The sequence below is a fragment of the Methylobacterium sp. Leaf106 genome, assembly GCF_001422895.1.
In the GTDB taxonomy this organism is placed as follows: Bacteria; Pseudomonadota; Alphaproteobacteria; order Rhizobiales; family Beijerinckiaceae; genus Methylobacterium; species Methylobacterium bullatum.
Genome location: NZ_LMNB01000031.1, coordinates 147,441 through 165,479, shown reverse-complemented (window position 1 = coordinate 165,479; position 18,039 = coordinate 147,441). Strand labels below are relative to the sequence as shown.

Below are 18,039 nucleotides of genomic sequence, written 5' to 3'. Positions count from 1 at the left end.
AGCCTTCCACCGCTTAGAGCGGGATGTTGTCGTGCTTCTTCCAGGGCTGCTCCATCTCCTTGGTGCGGAGCATGCCGAGCGCCCGGGCGATGCGTTTGCGCGTCGAATGGGGCATGATCACCTCGTCGATATAGCCGCGCTCCGCCGCGACGAAGGGCGAGAGGAACCGGTCCTCGTATTCGCTGGTCCGTGCCGCGATCTTGTCGGTATCGCCGATCTCGCTTCGGAAAATGATCTCGACCGCACCCTTGGCGCCCATCACCGCGATCTGCGCGGTCGGCCACGCGTAGTTGATGTCCGCACCCACGTGCTTGGAGGCCATCACGTCGTAGGCGCCGCCGAAGGCTTTGCGGGTGATGATCGTCACCAGCGGTACGGTGGCCTGGCTGTAAGCGAAGAGCAGCTTGGCGCCGTGCTTGATGAGGCCGCCGTATTCCTGGGCGGTGCCCGGCAGGAAGCCCGGCACGTCGACGAAGGTCACGATCGGGATCGAAAACGCGTCGCAGAAGCGCACGAAGCGGGCCGCCTTGCGGGAGGCGTCCGAATCGAGCACGCCGGCCAGCACCATCGGCTGGTTGGCGACGAAACCGACGGTGCGGCCCTCGATGCGGCCGAAGCCCGTCATGATGTTGCGGGCATAGGTCGCCTGGATCTCGAAGAAATCGCCCTCGTCGGCCACGCGCCGGATCAACTCGCCCATGTCGTAGGGCTTGTTCGGGTTGTCCGGGATCAGGGTGTCGAGGGACTTGTCGAGGCGTAGGGGGTCGTCGAAGCTCTCGATCTCCGGCACGCCGTCGATGTTGTTGGCGGGCAGGAAGTCGACGAGGCGGCGGACCTGGAGGAGCGCCTCCACGTCGTTCTCGAACGATCCGTCGGCGATGGAGGACTTGGTGGTGTGGACCTTGGCGCCGCCGAGTTCCTCGGCCGTGACCACTTCGTTGGTCACGGTCTTCACCACATCGGGGCCGGTGACGAACATGTAGCTCGTGTCGCGGACCATGAAGATGAAGTCGGTCATGGCCGGCGAGTAGACGTCGCCGCCCGCGCAGGGGCCCATGATGACGGAGATCTGCGGAATGACGCCGGAGGCGGCGACGTTGCGGCGGAAGACCTCGCCGTAGCCTCCCAACGCCGCGACGCCTTCCTGGATGCGGGCGCCGCCGGCATCGAAGATGCCGATGATCGGGGCGCGCATCTTCAGCGCCATGTCCTGGACCTTGACGATCTTCGCGGCATGCGTTTCCGAGAGCGAGCCGCCGAAGACGGTGAAGTCCTTCGAGAACAGGAAGACGGTGCGCCCGTTGATGGTGCCCCAGCCGGTCACCACGCCGTCACCGGGGATCTTCTGCTTCTCCATCCCGAAATCGGTGGAGCGGTGCTGCACGAACATGTCGAATTCCTCGAACGACCCATGGTCGAGGAGGAGCTCGATGCGCTCGCGCGCCGTCAGCTTGCCACGCTTGTGCTGGGCCACGACGCGGTTTTCGCCGCCGCCGAGGCGAGCCTGAGCGCGCCGCTCTTCGAGCTTCTCGAGAATATCCTTCATGCGCGGTGAGCCTTGAGATGGGTGCGAGGAATTGGCGCCATACCGCATGTTTGGGCATGGCTTGGCGGTTCAGAGTCAAAAGCGCCTTAGCACGGAGGGCAGGCAGCGAAAATGGATTTAACGGGCAAGCTTTGCCAACTCCGCCGCAGACTCGAATTCGGCCTTGCGCAGGACATGGCGCGCTTCCGCCTCGGCGTCGCTTCCCCAGACACTGGCCTGATAGGCCTCGTCCACATGCGCCGCCGCCCAGGATTCCTGCGGGGTCAGGCGTCCGTGCAGGGTTGCCAGCGCGATGAGGAGCGAGCCCGTGAGCGTGGTCATCGTGTGGAGAGCCGCCAGCCGGAACGGCCCGTCGACCGCTTCGATCGCGCCGCGCAAGGCGGTCACCGACGTCTCGGGCTGGGTGACGTGCATCACCCCCTCGCTGAGGATGAGGCGCGCATCAAAGGCCTCGCGTGCCCATTCGATCACCGGATCCCAGGCGCGGCCCTGATCGGCCACGAGGCGTTCCGGGTCGGCGGCGCGGTAGGCGACGAGATCCGTTCCGGCATAGGCCGAGAGGTCGTCGATCACCGCCTCGCGGCGGGGGGCGACGCCGTCGATGGCGGTGTTGGCGAGGCGCGTCAGCGGCATGGTCGATGGGTCGATGAACTCGACCTGCGCTGCCCATTCGGCGGCCACGGCCTCGGCCAGCGCCCGCGTCGGCAGGCGCAGCGGGTTGCGCGCCGGCGTGTTGGCGGACCGTCCATCGAGGGTTAGGCGAAACCCGCCGTCGTCGTCTGTGAGACCGGCCTCCGCGTAGAACCGCTTCGGCAGGGCGACACGCGTCTGCGCGCGCACGGCCCGGTGTGGGTCGTGAATGGGAGGGGCATCGGAGGCGCCGAGCCAGCCGGCGGGATCGTCGTTGCTCATGGGGCGGGGTTCTAGCGCATCACGCATCGGCCCGCGAGCGCTGAGCCGGGTCAGATCGCTGTTCCGGTACCGCGTCTAGTCGGGCGCGAGGCCGTCGATGCTGGTGCCCGCGCCGGACTCGCGAAAATTTCCCGAGAACATATCCGCCAGCGCGGAGGCGGTTTCCACCACGGTCACCGCCCCGGCTCCGAGCAAGGCACCCGGCGGGTGGTAGCCCCACGCGACACCGATGGCGGCCGCGCCGGCACTCACCGCCATGTCCATGTCGTAGGTGGTGTCTCCGATCATCACCGTGGTCTCCGGCAATGCTCCAACCTCGGCCATCGCCTGATGCAGCATCGCCGGGTCGGGCTTCGACGGTGCGTCGTCCGCAGTCTGGATGGTCGAGAAGACGTCGCCCCAGCCATGGCTTTCGATCAGACGGTCGACCCCGCGTCGGGATTTTCCCGTGGCGATCCCGAGCCGAAGGTCGTCGCGGGCGCGCAGGCGTTCGATCAAGTCGGCCATGCCCGGAAACAGAGGTTCCTCATAGGCCGCGTCCAGGCGAAGGGTGTTGAAGGCGCGCTTGTAGCTCTCGGACAGGCCCTCCACGGGTCCATCCTCGCCGACCAGGCGCCGGAAGGCCTGCGGCAGGGAGAGCCCGACGACGGAGAGGGCCACCGCACGCCCGGGCGCTTCGATGCCGTGTTCGGCGAAGGCCATGCCTTGCGCGGCGACGATGAGGTGCTGGCTGTCGACGAGAGTCCCGTCGACGTCGAAGACGACGAGTTTCACGGGACCGTCCCGCATGGCCGCATCACGGCTGGCGCCCCTGCGGCGATTGCTGGGCCGGAACCTGTCCGGGCTTCTGGCGCTCGTAGCCGAGCTTGCAGCGGATCAGGAAGCGACGTCGCACGCCGCCGCGCAGGCCGCGCGCATGCGACAACCGATTACAGCTGGCATAGGACCGTCGCCTGCGGTCGCCCGCCCGCACCTGCGATCCATGGCGGCCTACGGAGGGAGGCGGCGGTGCCTGATTCTGGGCCGCCGGAGCGGGAGCCGCTTTTGCCGCAGGACTCGGCGGATTCTGCTGTGGACCCGTCGCCTGCGCGACAGCCTCAGACGTCAGCGACGCTGATCCGAAGCACACGAACAGGCCGATCAGGGCGGTGCTGGCCAAGGTCGCGAACGTCATCGGCATGGGTTCTCGCTGCAACGACGGGTGAGGTCGACCACAAGGATAAGGCATGGCGCCCGATTGCCAAGGCGCATCCGCGGGTCCTCCCCGCCGATGCGGCCAAAGCGGATCACGCCTCCGGCGCCTCGACGATGGGATCGTAGCGCGATGCGTCGAAGCCCAGCAGGTTCCAGCTCTGCGCCATATGCGGCGGCAGCGGCGCCGTCACGTCCACCGGCTTCAGCGTGCGCGGATGCGGGATGACGATGCGGCGTGCCAGCAGGTGCAACCGGTTCTGGATACCTCCCGGCAAGGCCCAGTTCTCGACGCTGAAATATTTCGGATCCCCGACGATGGGATGGCCGATATGCGCGGCATGGGCGCGGAGCTGGTGCGTGCGCCCGGTCACGGGCTTCAGCGAAAGCCAGGACAGCTTCTGCGCCGCATTGTCGACCATGGCGTAATAGGTCAGCGCATGGGCGGCGCCGTCGTCGCCGTGCTGGGCTACCCGCATCCGGGCGTCGCCGTCGGGAGCCTCCTCCTTGGCGAGGTAGGTCGAGATCCGGCCCTGAGGTACGCGCGGGACACCGGCGGTGAGCGCCCAGTAGACCTTGCGGGCGGACCGCGATCGGAAGCTCTTGGCGAGGGTTGCCGCCGCGAGGCGTGTCTTGGCGACGATGAGGCAGCCGGCGGTGTCCTTGTCGAGGCGGTGGACGAGGCGCGGTTTCTGCCCGTCCGGTCCGGTCAGGGCCTCCAGCAGCCCGTCCACGTGGCGCACGGTGCCGGAGCCGCCCTGGACCGCGAGGCCGAAGGGCTTGTTCAGCACCATCATGTCCGCATCCTCGTAGAGGATGAGCGAGCGCAGGAAGTCGGCGTCGGTGGCGTCACGCGCGACACTGCGCGGCCGTTCCGCCACCGGGTCGAGCTTGAGGGGCGGCACGCGCACGCTCATGCCCGGCAGGAGGCGGTCGTTCGGCTTGGCGCGCTTGCCGTCAACCCGCAACTCGCCCTTGCGGACGATGCTCTGGACACGGGTGAAGGGCAGTTGCGGAAAGCGCGTGGTCAGGAAGCGGTCGATCCGCATCTCGGCCTCGTCCTCCTCGACGATCAGCGTCTGCACGCCGGAGGCGAGGGTCGCGGAGGCGGCCGCGCGCTGCTCGCGCCGGGTCGGTCCCTCGACCGCCGGTTCCGTGGGCTTGGCGCCGGTACGGCGCGGACGCGGCGCGTCGAAGGCTTTCGCCGCGACCTCGTTGCGGGGCGCCCGCGTCCGAGGAGCGCGGGGAACCGAGGCTTCGTCGTCGACCGGCGTCTCAGGGGCATCGCCGGGCCGCCAGGGCGCGCGCTTGTCGGCCTCGCCGCGCAACTGCGCCGCGCGATGGGCGGCGTCGAGGGCGCTCGTGCGCGGGCCGGTGCCTTCGCGGTCGGGCCTGCGGAACGCGCCGGGCTTGCCGGGACGGTAGGGCTTGCCGCCGCTGCCGGGCGGCCGGCCCTTGCCGGCGCCGGAACCTTTGCGTCCGGCATTGCCGCGTGATGGTGGTCTGGTGGTCATCGGGTGCTCGTAACACCCTCGCCCCTCTCGGCAAAGCGCTTCGAGAACGGAGCGCTGCGTGAACCGGAGGTCAGGCCGCGCGGCGACCCGCCTCAATCGTGAGGCCCGTCCCGACGGAGCCGAACGTGTCGCCGTCGACGACGCGGGCATTCGGCACGCCCGCCACCAAAGCGGCGCGGACATGCGGCAGACCCGTCGACCCGCCGGTGAGGAACAGGGCGTCGATGCCCTCCGCCGGCAATCCCGCCTGGTTCAGGCAACGACCGATTCTTTCGGCGATGCGCCGCGAGAGCTCCTCCGTCTGAGCCACGAGGCCGGCATGGTCGAGAGTGGCGGCGAGGCCCGGCTCGACCCAGCCGAGGGCCACGCCGCCCTGGCCCGCATCCGAGGCTGCGATCTTGGCGCCCTCCACTTCCATCGCGAGGGAATGCCCGCGCTCGGCCTCCACGACGGTGTAGAGCCGAGCGATCAGGTCCGGCCGGCGCGCGTCACGGCGGACTTCCTCGATCTCGCGCAAGGTCTTGGCGTTGTAGAGCCGATTGATGCTCGACCAAGTGGCGAGATCGTGGAAATAGCCGCTCGGCACGTCGAGATCGCCCCGGTTCATCGGGCTGCCGAGGCCGAATAGCGGCATCACCGTGCCGAGGCTGAGACGCCGGTCGAAGTCGGTGCCGCCGATGCGCACGCCGTCATTGGCGAGGATGTCGCCGGACCGGTCGACCTTGGCATGGCGCTCGGGGGAGAGCCGCACGATGGAGAAGTCCGACGTGCCGCCGCCGATATCGGCGATGAGCGCGATCTCCTCCCCCGTCACCTGCTGTTCGTAATCGAGCGCCGCCGCGATGGGCTCGTACTGGAACGAGACGTGGCGGAAGCCAATGCTCCGGGCGATCTCGCACAGGGCATCCTCGGCACGGGCGTCGCCCTCCGGGTCGCCATCGACGAAATGGACCGGGCGGCCGTGGACCACTGTGTCGATGGCCGTTCCGGCCTGCGCCTCGGCCCGCGTTTTCACGGCGGAGAGGTAACGGGCGATGACGTCGCGGAAGCGGATGCGCTCACGCCCCACCGGCGTCGTCTCCTCGATCAGGGAGGAACCGAGCACCGATTTGAGGCTGCGCATCAGCCGGCCCGGTGTGCCCTCGACATACTCCGCCATGGCTGCGCGGCCGACGAGGTGCGTCCCACCCGGCGGGAAAAAGATCGCGCTGGGAATCGTGACGTGGTCGCCCTCCAGCCGCAGCAGGGCCGGCCGTCCCTCGGTAACGAGGCCGAGCGTGGTGTTGGACGTGCCGAAATCGAGGCCACAGGCCGCCATGTAAGATCTCCGGACGGTCTGTCCGCTGGAAAGGGGGGCCGCCGACCTACAGGCTGCGCTCCCCCGGGTCCACCGGTCTCAACGACCGAAATCGCCGGCCCGGCTCGCCTTCAACGCAGGGCTCCCACCGGTGAGCCGGCGCTTGAGCCGCACGATCGCTTCGCGCTGCAGCTCGCTCGCGGCGGAATGGGCGCTGGCGACTTGCGAGAGCATGTCGATGAAGTGCAGGCGCTCGGCCTCGGTCAGGTTGTCCCGCAGCAGGGGCAGCAATTCGTCGGCCACCAGCGAGAACGGCCGCCGGGCCTCGGTATAGGTCCAGGCTCGCTCGAACGTGGCTGAGATCGAATCGATCTGAAGCGGAGAATCCATGAATTCCAGAATCTTGGTTTTCTCGGCGGCGGTGACGGGGCTGCCCGTGCGCACCAGCTGGATCATGAGGATCACCGCAGCGAGCCTGACGTCCCGCACTCGCTTCAGCGGCGTGCCGATGATCTCCTCCAGGGTCGACTTTGCCCGGCGCTGAAGTCCCTTCGTGTCGCGATTGACCTCCCTCAGCGCCGTCGCGGTGCCATGTGCGCGGATGATCCAGAACAGGACGGCACCCACGATCCCGATCACTGCGACGATGACGACCATGTAAACGCGCCTTTCCCCGGAGCCGGGCCGGTCGGATGATTGAATCGGCCGTGAGCATAGCGCTCTGGCTGCAGCGGCAAACCCCGAGGGACGTCCGACCCCGCGAAGGATCGCCAGACCGCAACCGATTCGCAACCAGCCGATGCGAGCGTTCAGCCTTCCCCGAGATAGCGGTGGCGCAGGTGGCGCATGTAATCCTCGGCACCCAGGGGCTTGCCGGTGGTGGCCACGAGCAGCTCGTCCGTCTCCAGGAAACTGCCGCGCTGGTGGACGTTCTCGCGCAGCCACCCGCGCAAGGCGGTGAAATCGCCTCGCGCCAGATCGGCGGGGATGCCGGGCAGACTTTCGCGGGCGGCGCGGAACAGCTGCGCCGCCGCCATTGCGCCGAGGGTGTAGGTCGGGAAATAGCCGAAGCTGCCGCCGGGCCAGTGGATATCCTGAAGGCAGCCGAGCCGGTCGCTCGGCACGACGATACCGAGCAAGCCGCGCATGCCTTCGTCGAATGCGCCCGGCAGATCGGCGATGGCGAGGTCGCCGGAGATCATCGCCGTTTCGAGCTCGTAGCGCAGGAGGATGTGCGCCGGATACGTCACCTCGTCGGCATCGACCCGAATCAGGCCGGGCTCCACCCGCGTGTAGAGGCAGTGCAGGTTCTCCGCGTCCCAGGCGCTCCCCACGCCTGCGAAAACATCGCGCAGACGAGGCGCGAGATAGGCACAGAACTCGGCGGAGCGGCAGGCTTGCATCTCGATCAGAAGCGACTGGCTCTCGTGCAGGCTCATCCCTCGGGCATTCCCCACGGGCTGGTGCAGCCACGCAGGCGGCCGGCCCTGCTCGTAGAGGGCGTGACCCGTCTCATGCAGCACGCCCATGAGAGCGCGGGTGGCGTCGGCCTCGTCGTAACGCGTGGTGATGCGCACGTCGTCGGTGGCCCCGCCGCAGAACGGGTGCAGGCTGATATCGAGCCGTCCGCGCTCGAAATCGAACCCGGCAGCGCGCATCAGCGCCAACCCCAGGGCCTTCTGCGCCTCCACAGGGAACGGTCCCGGCAATGGCATCGGCGCCGGCATCTTCGCCTGTCGGTCACGGATCGTCCCGATCAGGCCCGGCAGGGTCGCCCGAAGCTCGGAGAAGAGCGGGTCGATCACCGCCCGGCGCATACCGGGATCGTAGCCGTCGAGGAGCGCGTCGTAGGGCGCGAGGCCCAGAGCGGCGCCCTTCGCCTCCCCGACCTCCCCTTGCAGGCGCAGGGTCTCGGCGAGATGAGGCGCCAGCATCGCGAAGTCGGATGTCGCCCGCGCTTCCCGCCAGACCATCTCGGAGCGGGACGACGCCTTGGAACTCGCGGCGATGAGATCGCCTGGCACGGCCGAGGCGTGAAGATAGGCGCGGCGCATCTCACGCAGGTTGGCCCGCTCCCAGGCACCAAGGCCGGCCTCGTCGTCCGAGGCCTGTGCGATCAGGTCACCGGTCTCGGCGGCGGTGATGATCTCGTGGGCAATGACCCGCAACTGGGCGAGCTGCTCGGCCCGGCCTTCCGCCGCGCCCTTGGGCATCAGCGTCTGGGCGTCCCAACCGAGGATGCCTGCGGCATCCTCGACGGCGCCGATGCGGGCAAAGCGGGTAGCGAGGCTACGATAGGCGTGCATGGTCGTGGCTGGCCTTCTGCATGACTGAGCGCCGCCCTATCACGGGATTCAGGAGCGGACGACGAGATCAGCGCTCCTCGTCACGGCGCTGCTTCCTCAAGGCTTCCCAATGGGCGAGGCGGTCACCGTAGCGGGTCTCCATGCCCCGGTCGGTGGGCTCGTAGAAACGCTGCCGGCCGAGCGCTTCGGGCCAGTAATCCTGGCCCGAGAACGCATCCGGCTCGTCGTGGTCGTAGCGGTAGCCCTCGCCGTAACCGATCTTGCGCATGAGCTTGGTCGAGCCGTTGAGGATGGTCCGGGGCGGCGGCAGCGAGCCGTGCTCCTTGGCCACCCGCGTTGCCGCCTTGTAGGCATTGTAGACCGCGTTCGATTTCGGCGCGCAGGCGAGATAGACGGTGACCTGTGCCAGGGCGAGTTCACCCTCCGGCGAGCCGAGGAAGTCGAACGCATCCTTGGCGGCGGTGGCAACGACCAGGGCCTGCGGGTCGGCGAGCCCGATATCCTCCACCGCCATGCGCACGAGACGCCTTGCGATGAACAATCTGTCCTCCCCGCCGTCGAGCATGCGGCAGAGATAGTAGAGCGCCGCATCGGGGTCGGAACCGCGCACCGTCTTATGCAGGGCACTGATGAGGTTGTAGTGACCTTCCTGGCTCTTGTCGTAGATCGGCGCCCGGCGCTGGACGATGTCCTGCAGGGTCGCGGCATCGAAGATCTCGTCGCGCTTGGCCGAGCGCCAGACCTCTTCCGCCAGGGTCAGGCAGGCGCGCCCATCGCCATCGGCCATGCGGACGAGGACGCCGCGCGCTTCTTCGTCCAGCGGCAGCGGCCGTTCGGTCAACGCCTCGGCGCGAACCAGGAGCTTGGCGATGGCCGCATCGTCGAGGGAGCGGAACAGCAGGACGCGGGCGCGCGAGAGCAGCGCGGCATTGAGCTCGAAGGACGGGTTTTCGGTGGTGGCGCCGACGAGCGTCACGGTTCCATCTTCCATGACGGGGAGGAAAGCGTCGAGCTGTGCCCGGTTGAAGCGGTGGATCTCATCCACGAAGAGCAGCGTCCCCTGCCCCATCGTCCTGCGCTGGCGCGCCGCTTCGAAGACCTTCTTCAAGTCGGCGATACCGGAGAAGATCGCCGAGATCTGCTCGAACTTGAGATCGGTCTCGTGGGCCAGGAGACGCGCCACCGTGGTCTTGCCGGTGCCCGGCGGCCCCCAGAACACGAGCGAGCCGAAGGATTTTCCGCTGAGGAGCCGGGTCAGGGAGCCGTCCGGCCCGGTCAGGTGCTCCTGTCCCACCACCTCGGCGAGGGAGCGAGGGCGCAGTCGGTCGGCCAGCGGGCGCGGCGCATCGTTCTGCAGGCCGGCGGAAGCGAAGAGATCGGACATCGACGCATAGAAGACGTGGCCTGCGTCATCCCGCAATCCGCAAATGGCTCCGTCCCCGCGTTTCGGCGGATCTGCCCCGGTGCAGCGGGTGATCCTTACCGAGGTCGAGGAGTGACCCGCCCGCCCCGTGGATGATGCATCTGGGCGGCCTTTTGGCTCCCCATGAGAACAGGATGAACAGGGTTTGGTCGAAGGTCAGTCGTGGTCATACGATGGCCATGTCGTCGTCTCCCTCCGCCATGAGTTCGGCATGAGCCAGGCCGGGAACTGAGCCGCCTGGCTCTCCCGCGAGCGCATCCGGACGGATGGCCCCGGATGCCGGCCGCGTGAACCGAAGTCAGACCCTACCCACCAAACACCGACGTCAGCACGGCGCCGCCCCGATTGATCGCGATCTCCCACATGCCCGAGCTTGACCGGGTCAGGCGCTCGAGGTCCTTGGTGGTGGTCACCGGGACGCCATTGATGGCGACGATCACGTCGCCGATCTGGAGGCCGGCGCGGGCTGCCATGGACCCTTCATCGATGGACGAGACCGCGACGCCTTCGCTGGCGAAGTCCTTCTGCAACTCCTCGGCCACGGCCGGCGAGGTATTGACCAGGGTGGCCCCGAAGAAGGGCGAGCGCGTGCGCACCTTCACCGCGTCGCGCGGCCGCGTCTCGGGGGCAGAGGCGAGCTTGACCGAGACGGTGGAGCGGGCGGTGCCTCGCAGGATGCCGAACTTCGCGGTGCCGCTGATGCCTTTGAGGGCGAAGCGGTAGCCGAAGGCTTCCGGATCGTCGACGACCTTGTCGTCCACCGTGAGGATCAGGTCGCCGCGTTTCAGGCCGGCCTCTTCGGCCGGACTCTTCGGCTGCAGGCTCGCAACCAGGACCCCGGTCGGATGGTCGAGGCCCATGCTCTCGGCGATGTCGGGCGTGACGTTCTGCACCCGCGCCCCGAGCCAGGGGCGACGCACGGTGGTGGCGCCACCCTTGGCCGTCTCGACCACGGCGCGGACCATGCTGGTGGGAATGGCGAAGCCGATGCCGTGACTCCCCCCCGATTGCGAATAGATCGCCGTGTTGATGCCGACGAGCCGACCCTTAAGATCGACGAGTGCACCGCCGGAATTTCCCGGATTGATCGCGGCATCGGTCTGGATGAAGAACTGATAGTCGGATGAACCGACCTGGGTGCGCGCCAGGGCCGAAACGATGCCCTGCGTCACCGTCTGGCCGACCCCGAACGGGTTGCCGATCGCCATGACGAAGTCGCCGACCTCGAGAGCTTCCGAATCGCCCATGGGCATCGGTACGAGTCCGCCGACGGGGCTCTTGATCTTGATCACGGCGAGATCGGTTCGTGGATCGCGCAGGACGATGCTCGCCTCGAACTCCCGCCGATCGGAGAGCGAGACACGAACTTCGTTCATGTTGTCGATGACGTGGTTGTTGGTGATGACGAGGCCGGACTCATCGACGATGACGCCGGAGCCGAGCGACTTCTGCGCCCGCTCGCCCGGCATGCCCTGGCCGCGGCCCGAGCCCTGCTCACCGAAGAACCGGCGCATGAATTCGTCCATGGCGCTGCGCGATGTGCCGCGCTGCTCCACATGCGAGGCGTAGACGTTCACCACCGAGGGTGCCGCCCGCTTCACCACCGGCGCGAAGGAGAGATCGACCTCGCCCTTCGAACTCGGCACGGCCTTGGCCGGTGCATGCGCCTCCGGTGTCTTCATCATCTGCGCCTGGGCACTAGGCGAGACGGCGATGGTCGCGGTGACGAGGCAGGCGAGCAGCGGCCGATGAAACATCGCGATCTCCCGGATGGCAGGCGGCGGAGCCGCTGCAGAATCCGGGATATCTAGACGCGCCGGGGCGTCAGCGCGAGGGGTGTCACGGACGGCGGAGCGTTGCGGCGATGCGCCCTGCCCGGCGTGCGAGACTCGCGATGCAGCTCAAAGAGGCATCGGCTGCCCGCTGCATCTCCGTAACTTGGAGGCGCAGGGCATCGGCCGGATTCTTCGCCGTCGACAGGGCGCGCCAATGCGCGAACGTGGCGATACTCTCGTTGCGGACATAGGTCGTCAGCGTGTCGTTGGCGGCCGTGATCTCGGTCAACGCCGAGGCGGTGACGGCGACGGTGTTCGTCGGCGGCGAGGCGAGATCCTGGGCCGAGGCGATGGCGCTTTCGATCTCGGCGGGTAGAAGGGAATCCTCGGTCGCCTCGCTCTCGCCTTGCGGGCTGTTGCCTGTAGGAGTGTGGCTCGTCGCCTCCTGCTCAGTGGCTGCGGTCACCACATCGGTGGCAGGTGGACTGTCCTGAGACGGGGCGTAGCCCACGGGGGCGGTTTCCGGAGCGGCGTGAATGACGTCCGCCATACCCTGTCCGGTCAACAGCGCTTCCGGTGACACGGTCTCCATCAAGGTCTCAGGCGCTCGCAAGGTCTCACTCACGGGCAAGGCCTCAGGCTCGGTGGCAGCGACGTCGAGCGTGGATACTGAGACCGTCCCATCGTCCACAGCCAGGGTCTGCGAAACCGGCACCAGGTCGTCGGCAGTCGTGGCAGCTGCATCAGCGTTGGAAAGTCGCGCCGATTGTCCGGCCTTGCTTCCCCCGCGACCGATCGAGCGTGCTTGTCGGCGTGTGGCCATGATTCGCGTCCCCTTCGTGCACAATCGACCGCGCATGGCCCGGCCCCGGCGTGCGCCCGTGTTCCAGGCACGTTACCGCGTCCATGCCATTTGCGCGAACCGGCACCGGGCCAGTCCGCGCGGAGGGGCTAGGATCAGACGCTTTTGGCGGCGGACTGAGCCAGAGCGCCGAGATCCTTGACCTGAGATTGAAGCGTCGAAATCTGGCTGCGCAGGAACTGGCTCTGCAGCTCGAATGCCTCTTTCAGATCGCGGGTGCGCGCCAGCTTCTGGGCGAAGTCGAAGGTCGTGCTCGCATTGGACTGAACCTGGTCGAGGCCCTTGGCGATCACGGATTGGATCGCCCCATGCGCCGTCGTCGACGAGGTCTGGAACTGTTCGGCGGATTTCACCACCGTGCCGAGCAGGTTGGTCACAGCGGTGCGGGCCTGATCGACGCTCTTTTCCGCGAAGTCGCGCAATTCGGCCGGGATCTCATAGGTCGGCGCGTTCATGTCGTTCCTCACTGAATCAACGGGAGCGACACGGAATGGCGCGCCGCACCATCGATATGTTGCGGCGCAATATAAGAGTCAAGACGGGTTTCGAGCAAGTGCCCGTCTGTAGCTGCGCAATCCGGGCCCTCGTTCGCAATCAAACGAGAAGACGATAGGATTTGAACGTGCAGTCTCGGCAAGCACAGCGAGGGCCGTCAAACGAAAGTCGCGTAGTAATGACACGCCGGCGGCTGTGTTGTGAATGCGGGCAAGCAGGATGATTCCGCGCGACGGAGTCCGGCCGCGAAGCACCACCGCGCGGGGCTTGGGCGACGGCAGCTATCCTGGTTTTCGGAGAACGTCGGTCGGTATGGGCGATACGTTTCGCGCGATCCTTCGATAGAGTTCGCCGAGCGCATCCGCATGGGCGTCGATGGACATGGGAGTGTCCCAGTAATGGGCGTGAGCGGCGCGCCCGAGCATTTCCGCCTTAATCACGTCAAGATTCCGGAACGCGGTCGCGAGGGCTGCCCGCTCCGGCGCGACCACATAGCCGGTGACGCCGTCGATCACTTTCTCCGCGGCCCCGGACCTATCCGACGCGACTACCGGCAGCCCGACAGCCAGGGCCTCGTAGACAGTCAGAGGGCCGGTCTCGAACCACCGAGACGGCGCGGCCAGCGCCCTCGTCCGCCGAACGAGGATGGCGGATACCTCGTTCGGTGATCGCCATCCGAGCATCTCCACATGTGGCTGCGCCCGCAATTCCGCCTCCAGCGGGCCGGTGCCGATGAAGAGCGCCGGCATGCCGGCATCCCGCGCCGCCTCGGCGACGAGATCTGCGCCTTTCTCGCGGGTCAAGCGGCCCACATAGGCGATGGCTTTCCCTGCCGCCGGATCGGCCCGCACTCCCTTCTCCACGCGCACGGGATTGTCGATGCGGTGATGGGTGACGGCCAGGGAGCCGAGGAGATCGCCCATCCGACGGATGCTGGCATCGCAGACATGGACCACGTGGAGATGGCGGCGACGCAAGGCGCGGTTCTGGGTGATGCTCCGCCCGACCCGGATCGCCTTGTGAAGGCGGCTTTTCGGATCGCAAGGAGCCGCGACGCAGGAGGCGGAGAGCGGCGTCAGCGTGCAAGGGCGATCCTGATCGAAGCGGTAATAGACGCCGTTGGGGCAGGCCAGGAAGTAATCGTGCAGGGTCACCACCAGCGGGATGCCGCTGTCGAGCAGGACGGGGAACACGCTCGGCGACAGGCTGCGGGTCCATTGATGCAGATGGACGATATCCACCGGTCGCGGGAGGGCGCCGAGTACGGCGCGCAAACGGGCGGCGGAATCCCGGCTCCAAATGCCGGACAGTGCCGCCTCCAGGACCGGGCGGTTCCAGATGTCGGTATTGCCGAGGCAGACCCGCCGAATTTTCGGATGATCGAGGAGCCGATCCGCCGTTCCCTCGATCGCCTGGATGAAGGTGACGTCCATCCCCGCTCTGGCGAGGCCGTACGCGGATTCCACCGCGACCTTCTCGGCACCGCCGCTCGCCACGGCGAACTCTGCGAGGATCACGATATGCATGGCCTGCCCGGAACCTCGGCCGGCCTCGGGGCCCGTCATGCCCATGCCGCGAAAGCGACGCTAGGGGCTATCGCCTCACGTCCGGTAAACGCCACCGACGGAGCGGCAAGCCGCCATGACGGCGGCGACGGAAGGGATCGGGCATCGTCTCCTCGCGTTGGTCAAGGTGATTCCGCCGCCCCTGGCGGCGGTCAGGCGAGCCAGAGGAGGCACCCATGTCAGACCCCAAGCCAACATCCACGTCGGACACCGACGAGAAGCGCCGTGTGGATCCGGCGCCCAGCAATGACAAGACGAATCCCGAAAATCATCAGGACGAAATGAGCCAGCGACTGGACGAGGCGCTGGAAGAGACCTTCCCGTCCAGCGACCCGGTCTCGGTGAAGATCACAAAGTAATCGGCCATAGGGACGAAAAATGCCAAAGCCGAGATGCGGGGCATCTCGGCTTTGGCATCAATGCGCTGTCATGAGGTCGCGCATCAGACTTCGCGCGACACCATCATCTTCTTGATCTCGGCGATGGCCTTTGCCGGGTTCAGGCTTTTCGGGCAGGCATTGGCGCAGTTCATGATCGTGTGGCAGCGGTAGAGCCGGAACGGATCGTGAAGGGCATCAAGGCGTTCGCCGGTATTCTCGTCGCGGCTGTCGATAAGCCAGCGGTAGGCCTGCAACAGGGCCGCTGGGCCGAGGAAGCGGTCGCCGTTCCACCAGTAGCTCGGACAGGACGTCGTGCAGCAGGCGCACAGAATGCACTCGTAGAGGCCGTCGAGCTGGGCGCGATCCTCCGGGGTCTGCTTCCATTCGCCTTCGGGCGCAGGCGTCTCGGTCTGGAGCCACGGCTCGACCGAGGCGTGCTGGGCGAAAAAGTTTGTGAGGTCGGGGACGAGATCCTTGAGGACCGGCATGTGCGGCAGCGGGTAGATCCGCACCGCGCCGGTCTTCTTGCCCTTCGCATGCTCCTGGCATTCGTCGATACCCATGGTGCAGGCGAGCGCATTCTGGCCCTCGATGTTCATGGCGCAAGAGCCGCAGATGCCCTCGCGGCAGGAGCGGCGGAACACCAGGGTCGAATCGACCTTGGCCTTGATCCATAGGAGGGCGTCGAGGACCATCGGCCCGCAATCGTCCCGGTCGACCTGATAGACGTCGACCCGCGGATTTGCGCCGTCATCCGGGTTCCAGCGGTAGATCCGGAATTCCTGAAGATTGTTGCCCCCCGTCGGCCGTGGCCAAGTCTTGCCTTCGGTGATCTGGGAGTTTTTGGGAAGGTTGAATTGGGCCATGGTTCGGGGTGCCTAAATCCGTCTCGTGAGTACCATCGTCGGGAGAAATCTCAGTCTTTTCCCTAGTAAACACGAGCCTTTGGTTCGATGTACTGAATCTCGTTTGACATTGTATACGTATGAACCGGGCGGTAATCGATATTCACCTGCTGGGACTTGTCGTCGAGCCACGAAAGGGTGTGCTTCATCCACTCCTTGTCGTCGCGATCGGGGAAGTCCTCGCGGGCATGCGCCCCGCGGCTTTCCTTGCGGTTGGCCGCCGATTCCATGGTGACGACGGCCTGACCGATCAGGTTGTCGAATTCCAGGGTCTCGAGCAGATCGGTGTTCCAGATCAGAGAGCGGTCGGTGATCTTGATATCGGCTTCGCCCTGCCAGACCTTGTGAATCAGAGCCTTGCCTTCTTCCAGCACTTCGCCGGTGCGGAAGACGGCGCAGTTGTTCTGCATGGTCTTCTGCATCTCGGCGCGCAGTTCCGCCGTCGGCGTGCCGCCATTCGCGTAACGGAAGCGGTCGAGGCGGGCGAGCGCCTTGTCGGCGGAATCCTTCGGCAGGTCCATCTGGCGGGCGCCGGGCTCGACGATCTCGGCACAGCGCAGGCCGGCGGCCCGGCCGAACACCACGAGGTCGATGAGCGAGTTCGAGCCGAGGCGGTTGGCGCCGTGCACGGAGACGCAAGCCGCTTCGCCCAGAGCCATCAGACCCGGCACCACCGTATCGGGATTGCCGTTCTTCAGGGTCAGTACCTCACCATGATAGTTCGTGGGGATGCCGCCCATGTTGTAATGGACTGTCGGCAGGACCGGGATCGGCTCCTTGGTGACGTCGACGCCCGCGAAGATCTTCGCCGATTCCGAGATGCCCGGAAGGCGCTGATGCAGAATCGCCGGATCGAGGTGGTCGAGGTGCAGGTAGATGTGGTCGCTCGTCTTGCCAACGCCGCGGCCGGCACGGATCTCCATGGTCATCGAGCGCGAGACCACGTCGCGCGAGGCCAGATCCTTGGCGCTGGGAGCATAGCGCTCCATGAAGCGCTCGCCCTCGGAATTCGTCAGGTAGCCGCCCTCGCCGCGGGCGCCTTCGGTGATGAGGCAGCCGGCGCCGTAGATGCCGGTGGGATGGAACTGCACGAATTCCATGTCCTGCAGCGGCAGGCCGGCGCGCAGCACCATGGCGTTACCGTCGCCCGTGCAGGTATGGGCAGAGGTCGCCGAGAAGTAAGAGCGGCCATAGCCACCGGTGGCCAGGATCGTCATCTGGGCGCGGAAGCGATGGATCTCACCCGAGGCCTGATCGATGGCGATGACGCCAAGGCAGCGGCCCTCCTCGTCCATGATGAGGTCGAGCGCGAAGTACTCGATGAAGAAGTTGGTATGGTTCTTCACCGCTTGGCCGTAGAGCGTGTGGAGCATGGCGTGGCCGGTGCGGTCAGCCGCCGCGCAGGTGCGCTGGGCGGTGCCCTTGCCGTAATCGGTGGTCATGCCGCCGAAGGGGCGCTGATAGATTTTGCCTTCCTCGGTGCGCGAGAACGGTACGCCCCAGTGTTCGAGCTCGTACACCGCTGCGGGCGCGTTGCGCACGAGGTACTCGATCGCGTCTTGGTCGCCGAGCCAGTCCGACCCCTTCACGGTGTCGTACATGTGCCAGCGCCAATCGTCGGGGCCCATATTGCCAAGGGAAGCCGAGATGCCGCCCTGCGCCGCCACGGTGTGCGAGCGCGTCGGGAATACCTTCGAGATGCAGGCCGTACGCAGGCCGGCCTGCGAGCAGCCCACGGTGGCGCGCAGACCAGCGCCGCCGGCGCCGACGATCACAACGTCGAACGTATGGTCGATGATGGAATAGGCCGGCGCGCCGTTGCCGTTGGTTCCGTTGGTGGCCATGGGCAGATCCTTCGGGTTCTGGGG

Annotated in this window: 16 protein-coding genes; 1 reads left to right on the top strand and 15 read right to left on the bottom strand. The window is 66.9% G+C overall.

The window, feature by feature from the left end:
• Positions 1–13 precede the first annotated feature (13 nt).
• The 13 genes from ASF34_RS16280 to ASF34_RS16220 form a co-directional block, all read right to left on the bottom strand.
• On the bottom strand, positions 14–1,546 hold the full coding sequence (locus ASF34_RS16280) for an acyl-CoA carboxylase subunit beta (protein WP_018044502.1): 1,533 nt from the start codon (positions 1,544–1,546) through the stop codon (positions 14–16).
• A 117-nt stretch (positions 1,547–1,663) separates the two neighbouring features.
• Complete coding sequence (locus tag ASF34_RS16275; protein WP_056162458.1) at positions 1,664–2,458, bottom strand: ATP12 family chaperone protein; 795 nt, start codon at positions 2,456–2,458, stop codon at positions 1,664–1,666.
• A gap of 75 nt (positions 2,459–2,533) precedes the next feature.
• Positions 2,534–3,247, bottom strand: a complete 714-nt coding sequence (locus ASF34_RS16270) for an HAD-IA family hydrolase (RefSeq protein ID WP_056162455.1) — start codon at positions 3,245–3,247, stop codon at positions 2,534–2,536.
• A 7-nt stretch (positions 3,248–3,254) separates the two neighbouring features.
• Positions 3,255–3,638 (bottom strand): hypothetical protein, encoded by a 384-nt coding sequence (locus ASF34_RS16265; protein ID WP_056162452.1) that lies wholly within the window; start codon positions 3,636–3,638, stop codon positions 3,255–3,257.
• 106 nt (positions 3,639–3,744) lie between these two features.
• Positions 3,745–5,163, bottom strand: a complete 1,419-nt coding sequence (locus tag ASF34_RS16260) for an RluA family pseudouridine synthase (protein ID WP_056162449.1) — start codon at positions 5,161–5,163, stop codon at positions 3,745–3,747.
• A gap of 70 nt (positions 5,164–5,233) precedes the next feature.
• A complete protein-coding gene (locus ASF34_RS16255; protein ID WP_056162447.1) occupies positions 5,234–6,481 on the bottom strand; it encodes an Hsp70 family protein in 1,248 nt (415 codons plus the stop codon).
• Positions 6,482–6,559: 78 nt separating this feature from the next.
• A complete protein-coding gene (locus ASF34_RS16250) occupies positions 6,560–7,117 on the bottom strand; it encodes a tellurite resistance TerB family protein (RefSeq protein ID WP_018044508.1) in 558 nt (185 codons plus the stop codon).
• A 152-nt stretch (positions 7,118–7,269) separates the two neighbouring features.
• Positions 7,270–8,766, bottom strand: coding sequence for a carboxypeptidase M32 (locus ASF34_RS16245; protein WP_056162444.1), 1,497 nt, complete (start codon positions 8,764–8,766; stop codon positions 7,270–7,272).
• Positions 8,767–8,833: 67 nt separating this feature from the next.
• Complete coding sequence (locus tag ASF34_RS16240; RefSeq protein ID WP_026176052.1) at positions 8,834–10,150, bottom strand: replication-associated recombination protein A; 1,317 nt, start codon at positions 10,148–10,150, stop codon at positions 8,834–8,836.
• Between the two features lie 344 nt (positions 10,151–10,494).
• The gene (locus ASF34_RS16235; RefSeq protein WP_056162441.1) at positions 10,495–11,946 is read right to left on the bottom strand and encodes a DegQ family serine endoprotease; all 1,452 of its coding nucleotides are present in this window, start codon (positions 11,944–11,946) and stop codon (positions 10,495–10,497) included.
• Positions 11,947–12,028: 82 nt separating this feature from the next.
• A complete protein-coding gene (locus ASF34_RS16230; protein WP_156465752.1) occupies positions 12,029–12,514 on the bottom strand; it encodes a hypothetical protein in 486 nt (161 codons plus the stop codon).
• Between the two features lie 407 nt (positions 12,515–12,921).
• The gene (locus ASF34_RS16225) at positions 12,922–13,281 is read right to left on the bottom strand and encodes a phasin (protein WP_018044514.1); all 360 of its coding nucleotides are present in this window, start codon (positions 13,279–13,281) and stop codon (positions 12,922–12,924) included.
• A 321-nt stretch (positions 13,282–13,602) separates the two neighbouring features.
• A complete protein-coding gene (locus tag ASF34_RS16220; RefSeq protein ID WP_244479020.1) occupies positions 13,603–14,847 on the bottom strand; it encodes a glycosyltransferase in 1,245 nt (414 codons plus the stop codon).
• Between the two features lie 215 nt (positions 14,848–15,062).
• Between ASF34_RS16220 and ASF34_RS22885 the strand changes: the two genes are divergently transcribed.
• A complete protein-coding gene (locus ASF34_RS22885) occupies positions 15,063–15,245 on the top strand; it encodes a hypothetical protein (RefSeq protein ID WP_018044516.1) in 183 nt (60 codons plus the stop codon).
• 83 nt (positions 15,246–15,328) lie between these two features.
• Here the strand turns inward: ASF34_RS22885 and ASF34_RS16210 are convergent, their stop codons facing one another.
• On the bottom strand, positions 15,329–16,132 hold the full coding sequence (locus ASF34_RS16210; protein WP_018044517.1) for a succinate dehydrogenase iron-sulfur subunit: 804 nt from the start codon (positions 16,130–16,132) through the stop codon (positions 15,329–15,331).
• A gap of 62 nt (positions 16,133–16,194) precedes the next feature.
• Positions 16,195–18,015: a succinate dehydrogenase flavoprotein subunit gene (sdhA, locus tag ASF34_RS16205; protein WP_056162432.1), complete on the bottom strand. Its 1,821-nt coding sequence runs from the start codon at positions 18,013–18,015 to the stop codon at positions 16,195–16,197.
• Between the last annotated feature and the right edge of the window lie 24 nt (positions 18,016–18,039).